The 7,776-nt window shown below is 73.9% G+C and carries 5 protein-coding genes and 1 pseudogene; 2 read left to right on the top strand and 4 right to left on the bottom strand.

Annotation, left to right across the window (positions count from 1 at the left end; translation table 11 throughout):
• Positions 1-123 precede the first annotated feature (123 nt).
• Positions 124-744 carry a hypothetical protein gene (locus ACWF9Z_RS33800; protein ID WP_453608946.1) on the top strand — a complete coding sequence of 207 codons (621 nt, stop codon included), beginning with the start codon at positions 124-126 and terminating at the stop codon, positions 742-744.
• Between the two features lie 19 nt (positions 745-763).
• On the opposite strand, the gene ACWF9Z_RS33795 is transcribed toward ACWF9Z_RS33800, so the two are convergent.
• The 4 genes from ACWF9Z_RS33795 to ACWF9Z_RS33780 form a co-directional block, all read right to left on the bottom strand.
• Positions 764-2,131: a carotenoid oxygenase family protein gene (locus ACWF9Z_RS33795; protein WP_453608943.1), complete on the bottom strand. Its 1,368-nt coding sequence runs from the start codon at positions 2,129-2,131 to the stop codon at positions 764-766.
• Positions 2,132-2,164: 33 nt separating this feature from the next.
• Positions 2,165-4,186, bottom strand: coding sequence for an MFS transporter (locus tag ACWF9Z_RS33790; protein ID WP_453608941.1), 2,022 nt, complete (start codon positions 4,184-4,186; stop codon positions 2,165-2,167).
• Positions 4,187-4,307: 121 nt separating this feature from the next.
• The gene (locus tag ACWF9Z_RS33785) at positions 4,308-6,281 is read right to left on the bottom strand and encodes an ATP-binding protein (RefSeq protein WP_453608938.1); all 1,974 of its coding nucleotides are present in this window, start codon (positions 6,279-6,281) and stop codon (positions 4,308-4,310) included.
• A 499-nt stretch (positions 6,282-6,780) separates the two neighbouring features.
• Positions 6,781-7,206, bottom strand: coding sequence for a hypothetical protein (locus tag ACWF9Z_RS33780; RefSeq protein ID WP_453608936.1), 426 nt, complete (start codon positions 7,204-7,206; stop codon positions 6,781-6,783).
• 406 nt (positions 7,207-7,612) lie between these two features.
• Between ACWF9Z_RS33780 and ACWF9Z_RS33775 the strand changes: the two are divergent.
• Positions 7,613-7,776: pseudogene (locus tag ACWF9Z_RS33775) on the top strand (class II glutamine amidotransferase); the annotation flags it as partial.

Below are 7,776 nucleotides of genomic sequence, written 5' to 3'. Positions count from 1 at the left end.
GGGGGGGCGGGGTGCCCCGGCTTCTTGGGGGGGCCCCCCCCCCCCCCTTTCGCCCCCCGGGGGCGGGGGGGGGGGGGCGGGCCCGCCCCGCCGGTCCCTCATCCCACCCGGAGCACCGCAACGATGCGCATACGAATCGCTTTCCAGGCCGTCCTGACCGCACTCGGCCTGATCCTGCTGTCCCCGGCCGCGGCGCACGCCCACGGCGACACCGTCAAGGTGGTGATGACGGGGCAGCGGGAGGGCCATGTCACCGCGGACCTCACCTGGGAGAACGACGGGGACGCCGTCGAGGAGGCGGTCGCCGCCACCGTGAACGCCGTCAGCCCCGACGGCGCGCGCACCGCGGGACCCTGGCGCCTGGTACGCGATCCCGCGGCGGCGCCGGCGGGCTGGACCACGGCCGAGTCCCTGCCGCCCGGGTCCTGGAAGGTCACCGTGGACGTGGGCTTCCCCGCCCTCGGGCACGGTGAACGCGAGGTCGGCGTACCGGTGGTGGACCCGGCTCCGGCCACCGGCACCCCGGACCCCCGTCCCTCCGCACCGTCACCGACCTCGACACCGGCGCAGACGCAGGCCTCGGCCTCGGCCCAGGCGCCGGCACCGGCCTCGGGGGTCCCCGCGGAGTCCGGGACGGCCGGATCGGGGTCCGCCGTCTGGTGGACGACGGCGGGCGTGGCGGTGACGGCCCTCGCCGGGGCGGCCGTCGGGATCCTCCTGCGACGCCGGCGGGCTCGCCGCTAGGAGATGGCCCGGTGCCGCGTCAGGACTCGGTGGTGTCCAGGGCGCTGTCGGGGATCCAGGAGCCGTGAAGGCCGGCGGCCACCCGGTGGGGCAGATGGACGGTGGCGACGGTGTCGAGGCCGGAGGCGTCGAGGACCAGGAGCTGTGAGGCGTCCTGCTTGATGTCGGAGACGACGGTCAGGAGGTAGCCGTCGTCCTCGTTGGCCGACCCGGCCGCGGGGACGAAGACCGCTTCGCCGGGCATGCGGGCGTCGCCCACCTCGTGGATGCGGCGGGCGCCGGTGGTGCGGTCGTACTTGACGACGCCGTAGCCGCCGAATCCCTTCTCGTCGGGGAAGGAGACGGCGTACTGGTAGCGGTTCTCGGCGCCCAGGTAGTCCTCGTTGAGGGTGGGGAACTCCACCGCGAGATCGTCGATGACCCGCTCGTCGACGGCGCCGGAGGCCATGTCGACCACCCAGCGGCGCGTGAAGGAGCGGGATACGGGCTCGGTACCGCGCCCGGGAGAGCCGACCCACCAGTTCCAGGACAGCCGGAAGCCCTCGCGGTCCACGGTGGGGCCTTCCAGGACGATGCGGCCCTGCCCGTCCTCGTAGGCGTTGGCGACGTGGAGCATGTTGCCCGGTTGGATGGAGAACCAGCGGGTGCGGCGGGCGCCGTCGTTGCCGCGCGGCATGATGCCGATGCGCGAGAGCTGCGGCTCGTCGCTCCAGCCGTACGGGATGCCGGAGTGCTCGGCCGGGTCGAAGGTGACGTTCCCCTCGACGAAGACCACGTGGTTGCGGGTGAGGGCGAAGTCGTGCTTCAGGGAAGCGCTCGCCCCGGGGATCTCGGCGCTGTCGACGATCTGGCCCTTGGCATCGGAGACGTAGTACGTCAGGAACGGCGGGAACGGCGAGGAGCCGAAGAAGTGCAGCTCCCCCGTCACGGGGTCCGCCTTGGGGTGCGCGGTCATCGCGGTGCGCAGCGTGCCGTCGAAGTCGTGGGCCCCCACCGTCTCCAGTTCCGGGGTGAGTTCGAAGGGCAGGTTCGCCTCGCACAGGGCGAGGAGGCGCCCGGCGTGTTCGATGACGTGGGTGCCGGCGGCGCTGGCCGTCAGGTCGGGGCCCTTCTCCGTCATGTACGGGGCGCCCTCCAGCGCCGGAGTGCGCACCCAGCGGTTGCGGTACCACTCCGCACGGCCCTCGCGCAGCCGGATCCCGTGGACCATGCCGCTGCCCTTGAACCAGTGCGTCGGGGTGACCCCGGGCTTGGGATTGTGGCCGTTGCGGAGCAGTCTGCCGGTCAGCTCGGGGGGCAGGGAGCCTTCGACGGTCAGGCCGGTGGCGGTGACCTCCTCGGCGACAGGGGTGTAGTGACCGGTCAGGTACGGCTTGTCGGCAGTCATGGCAAGGATCTCCTTCGGTGGATGGGATGGGGGTCAGGCGGGCTGCACGGCGCGGGACTTCAGGAGGGTGAGCCAGCTCTCCAGGGAGTCGTGCAGTGCCCGGGTGAGCTCGTCGGCGGCCGCCTCGACGGGGGCGCCGCTCCAGGACTCCTCGGTGCGGACGGTGACGTGGTCGCCGCTCTGCTCGAACGTCCATACGTGCAGGCCGGTGATGCCGTTGGCGGGGCCGCCCCACACGATGCGCTTGCCGGGTACCAGCTCGAGCACGGTGGAGGTGATGTCCAGGCCGTGGGTGCGCCAGCTGAAGGAACTGCCGGGCAGCAGCGGGCCGTCGAGCTCGGCCTGGGCGATGTCCGCGTTCCAGGTGGGCCACGCCGCGATGTCGGTGTGCAGGGCCCACACCGTGGTGAGGGGTGCGTCGATGGTGGTGCTCAGACGGACGATGACGGGGGCGGTCTCGTCGATGGTGGCCATGGCCATGGTGGTGTCTCCTGTCGTGGCGGGGAGGGGCCGGCGGTGCGGGTGGTCCCTTGGTTCGGCTGGTTGGGCTGGTTCGGCCGGTCCGGGTTCGGCCGGTCCGGGTGAGGGGGAGGAGTAGGGCCGGGAGGCCGGGTGGGCGGAGCCGGCCGCGGCGCGTGGCCGGGCGCGGCGGTGGAGGAACAGCGCGAGGAGCGCGGTGCCGGCCAGGACGGCGGCCGAGACCGTGAACGCGGTGCGGTAGCCGGCGGTGAGCGCCTCCAGGCGCGGCTGGTGGACCGAGGCGCGTGCGGTGACGGAACCGGCCAGGGTCGCCAGGGCGGCGAGGCCGATCGCGCCTCCCACCTGCCGGGTGGTGTTCACCAGGCCGCCGGCCAGCCCCGCGTCCCGCTGCGGGACGTCCTCCACGGCGAACGCGGTGAGCTGGACGAAGGCGATGCTCAGACCCAGGCCGACCACGACGCTCGGACCGAGGACGTCCGTGACGTAGCTGCCGTGGGCGTCGATCCGGGACAGCCACAGCAGGCCCGCGGCCTCGGTGAGCAGGGCCGTGGTCAGCGTGGTGGTGGCGCCGACGCGCCGGGAGACGCGGGGTGCCAGGGCCGCGCCGATCATGTTGGCCGCGGCCAGCGGCAGTTGGCCGAGACCGGTGACCAGGGGATCGGATCCGAGCACCTGCTGCTGGTACAGCGGCAGGAAGAAGAACAGCGCGATCCACACGGACCCCAGGAGCGCCATCATCAGGTTGCCCGCGGCGACCCGGCCGGTGGTGAACAGGCGCGGTGGCACCAGTGCGTCCGGCCGGCGACGCTCGATCGCGGCGAAGGCCGCGAGCAGCACGGCGGCGCCGATGAGCGCGCCCCGTACCCGCGTGTCCGTCCAGCCGGCGCCGCGTGCGGTGGTCAGTCCCCAGACCAGGCAGGTCAGGGCGACGGTGATGACGGCGGTGCCCAGCAGATCGAACCGCCCGGCGACCCGTCCTGCATGCCGTGGCACGAGCACCACCACGGCGACCAGGACCAGCACCGCCCCGAGCGCCACGGAATGGAAGATCCAGGGCCAGCCCCAAGCCCGGGTCAGGACACCGCCCAGCAGGACACCGCCCGCCCCGCCCGCGCCGGAGACCGCGCCCCACACCCCCAGGGCCCTGCCCCGCCCGGGTCCGGGCGGGAACAGGTCCATGGCCAGTGCGAGCGCGGCCGGGGCGATGGCCGCGGCACCGAGGCCCTGAGCGGCACGCGCCGCGATCAGCGCGCCCGCGGAGCCGGCCAGTCCCGCTGCCAGCGAGGCCGCGGCGAAGAGCGCGAGACCGAGGAGGAGCACCCGGCGGCGACCGAGGAGATCGGCGGCCCGGCCGCCCGCCAGGAGCAGCGCCCCGAACGCCAGGCCGTAGGCGTTGACCACCCAGGTGGTGCCGCCGTCCGAGAGGCCCACGCCGGCGACGATCTGAGCGAGCGCCACGTTCACGATCGATGTGGCGAGCATGACCGTGAACTGGGCCGCGGCGAGCGCCGCGAGCGCGGCGCCCGCCCGGCGTGCGGTCGGCGCCGGGGCCGTCCGGGTGTCTGGGAGGTTCATGACGCACAGACTCGTGCGGGACGCTGTCCACATTCCAGGCAGGAAACGGGCGGGGACTGTCCAGTCCTGTCCGCACCTGTCCACCGGCCCGCGGCGGCGGTGCGGGGGAGGGGAGTGCGTTCTACGAGGCCTCGACGGGTCCGTGCAGTTCCCGCTGCCACAGGGCCTCGCACAGCAGCTCGAGGCCCTGGCGCAGGTGGCGCCGGTAGGTGCCGTAGGGAAGGCCGAGCCGGCGGGCCGCGGCCTCCTGCGTGGGCGCACCGGAGAAGTAGCCCGCCGTCAGGGCCTCGCGGGCCCGCGCGCCGCGCGGGTCCCGGGCGAGATCCTCGACGGTGCGGCGCAGCAGGGCGCGCAACTCCTCCACGGGCTCCGCGAAGTCGGCCGCGAGACGGACGCGCATCAGCGCCCCGGCGGCGAAGGCTCCCGCGTCGCGCCAGTGCGCGAGGGATTCCCGCACGGCTCGGTCGAACGCGGCGCGCGTCACCGGCGAGGGCCCCGACACGGCGGGCTCGTCGGTGTCCGGCAGGAAACGGCGGAGCCACGCCTCCACGGGTTCGCGGCGCCAGTCGACGCCGAACACCCCGTAGGTGTGCTCCCCGACCCGCGGCCGCGCCCCGGTGTCGCCGAGGGTGCCCTTGACGCGCTCGGCCCATGTCTCGGCGTCCCGGAAGACCGCGAAGCCGTACGCGCGGCCGCGGGCGCGGGCGGACTCGGCCTGGGCGCGGGAACTGCTCAGGTCGATGACGCGCGAGGGGACCTGGTAGCGCTCCGGGTAGATCGAGAAGCGGCTGACGCCGATGTGTTCGCCGGGGCGCACCGGCGCGGTGGCCTCGGTGTGTCTCCACGCCGCGGCGACGACCGGATCGGTGGCCAGGTCCTGCGGATCGGGAGGGGCGGGCAGAGCGAGCCGGGCCGTGAACGCCACGATGCGGCCCGTGCTCACGAGGCGGTAGACGCTGAAGGCCCGGGGCTGGCGCTGCGCCCAGTAGCGGACCAGTTCCGCGGAGGCCGGCCCCTCGGTCTCCGTCGCCATGCGCAGGACGACGGCGAGGTCGCCCGGGTGCAGGGGGCGGTCGTGCACCTCGTCCTCACGGGACCAGGTGCGCAGGCGGGCCAGCGTCTCGCCCTCCCGGAAGAGGTAGAAGAGCTCGTCGGTGACGGTCCACACCCGCTCCTCGGGCGCCTCGCGCAGGACGCGCAGGTACTCCTCCGCCAGGCGCCGGCGCATCGCCGCGAAGGCGGTGGGCGCCCGCCAGCGCAGGTCGGCGGCCAGGGTCTCGCGGGCGGCGTCGTGGGGGTGCAGTCCACGGTGCGTGGACTCCATGAACGGCAGGTCCCTCAGCCAGGAGAAGAGGAGGTGGGAGTCCTCCTCGTGCAGGACCGCGGCAAGGAGTTCCTCGGAGGTCGTGTACGCCTGCGCCGCGACCTCCAAGGCGCGGCGGTGGGCCGCCGTGGGCACCTCACCGATCAGCCCGGCGAGCAGGGTGCGCAGGATGTCCGCCGAGGGGGCCCAGATCTCCGCCTCCTCGAAGCCCGTCGGTCCCGCGGCTGCCGCGAGCGACAGGGCCAGGGGGTTGCCCCCGGCGAAGCGCAGCACCCGGCTCTCCAGCTCGGGCCGCAGCCGCGCCGTCTCCAGCAGGCTCCGCGCCTGGTCCTCGGAGAACGGCTCCAGTTCGCTCACGTGCAGGAGTCCGGCCCAGGCGGGGTCGGCGGTCCACTGCGGCTGCGGTGCGAGCCGCCCCGCCAGGACGACCAGGGTGCTGTCCGCGGCGCGGGGCAGGAAGTGGTGCCGCAGCCAGCTCTCCAGCCACTGGCAGTGCTCGAAGGAGTCCACGACCAGGACCGTGCCGGGAACGTCCAGGAAGGGACCGGCCGCGCGCTCGAAGTCGGCCGGGTCCCGGCTCACGAAACGGCCGTCGAGCTCGACGAGCGGCCGGCCCGCCGAGCGGGCGTGGTCGGCCATGCGGCGCAGCAGCGTCGACTTCCCGATGCCGCCCGGGCCGTACGCGTAGAACGCGAACGGTGCGTGCGGATCGCCGGCCAAGGCTTCCCCGAATCGCGTCAGTTGCTCGTCCCGGCCGATGAAGGCCCGCACGCGCGCGGTTCTCAGTCTCTCTCCCAAGGACACCATGACGGTCCCCCCTTCCCCTTGTTCCAGCTCCCGACGGCCCACGGGCCCACGTCCGGCCCTCGCCCGGCCCTCGCTCGGTCCCTGCCCGGAGCACCCGTCACCCGTGCCGCCCCCGGCATCACCGCACGCGCACCAGGATCACGTCCCCGGACAGGACGCCGAAGCCGAATCAGTCATGGGCATGACAGGGAGCCCTTCGAGGGGACGGGCCACCAGAAGTTCAAGACGGCAGAACGGCGCCCTTGGTTGTCCCGGAGGGGCGATGCGTTGCGGCGCGTCCGCACCGGAGCCGATCCGGGACGTCCCGGTGTCCGTCACGCCGGCGAGTGGTCCGCCCTCGAGCGGACGGCCCGCACCGCCGTACGCGGCCCGCACCGCCGTACGCGGCCCGCACGGCCGCGCGCGGCCCCTCAGGGGGCCGCGCGGGCAAGGGGCTCTGCGGGTGGTCGCTACGGAACGCGCGTCAGCACTTGAGGCCGGCGGCGGCGGCGGTCGTGGCCTGGTCCAGCTTCTGGATCTGCGGCTGCAGCATGGTCAGGGCGTCCTTGCCCGTCGTGTCGCCCGGCACGTCGTCCCAGGCCTTCTTCAGGTCCTCGGTGGCGCTCTGGACGGCCGCGCGCTCGGCCTCCTTGAGCTGGCTCGCGTTGGTCTTGACGCTGTTCCAGTCGTCCTGGACGGCCTGCTGGGCGTCCTTCACCTGGTCCTTGGTCGCGGACGAGGGGTTGAGCGCCTTGAGCTTGGCGGTGTCGCCCTTGAGTTCGGAGAGGTCGGCGCACAGCTCACTCGCGGCCTTGGTGGCATCCTCCGACGGCGAGCTGTCATCGGAGCACGCGGTGAGACCGAAGACCGCGGCGGCACAGAGCACGCCGATCACGGGAAGACGCTTCATGGACACTCCTCGAGCGGGACGGGGCGGGTGCGGATCCCTGTGGAACCCAAGACCACCTACACACGACCAGGCACGATCCGCATCCCGCCCCCACCCCCCGTCCGGACGGTTCTACGGGGGATGGTCCGGGGGTCCCCGCTCCCGCAGCGCGGCGACGGCGCCCGGTCGGGTCCGGCTCCGCCGTGCGCACCGCACACGAACGCGTTCCGCGGCGCAGCGCCGGGCGGGTGAACCACGGCGGCGTCCCGGCCGGCCCGCCCGGTCGGTGGCCTCGCCGCCGCCCGCGTGGCGATCATCCGCGGGGGCCGCCAGAATGGGGGACCGGAGGGACAGCGTCCGGGCGGCGTACCCGGGCCGGGCGTCCCGCAGCGTTACGCCGGCTGGCAGGGAACGCAGGTGATGGCTCATGTGCCGATGGCTCGCCTATTCGGGAACCCCGATGCTGCTCGACACCATCCTGTACAAGCCCGCCCATTCGCTGATCGACCAGAGCCTGCACTCCAAGCTGGGTGTGGAGACGACGAACGGCGACGGGTTCGGGATCGGCTGGTACTCGGAGCACGACGACAC

The sequence above is a fragment of the Streptomyces sp. NPDC054961 genome, assembly GCF_053609145.1.
This window is presented reverse-complemented; position numbering and strand designations above follow the sequence as displayed.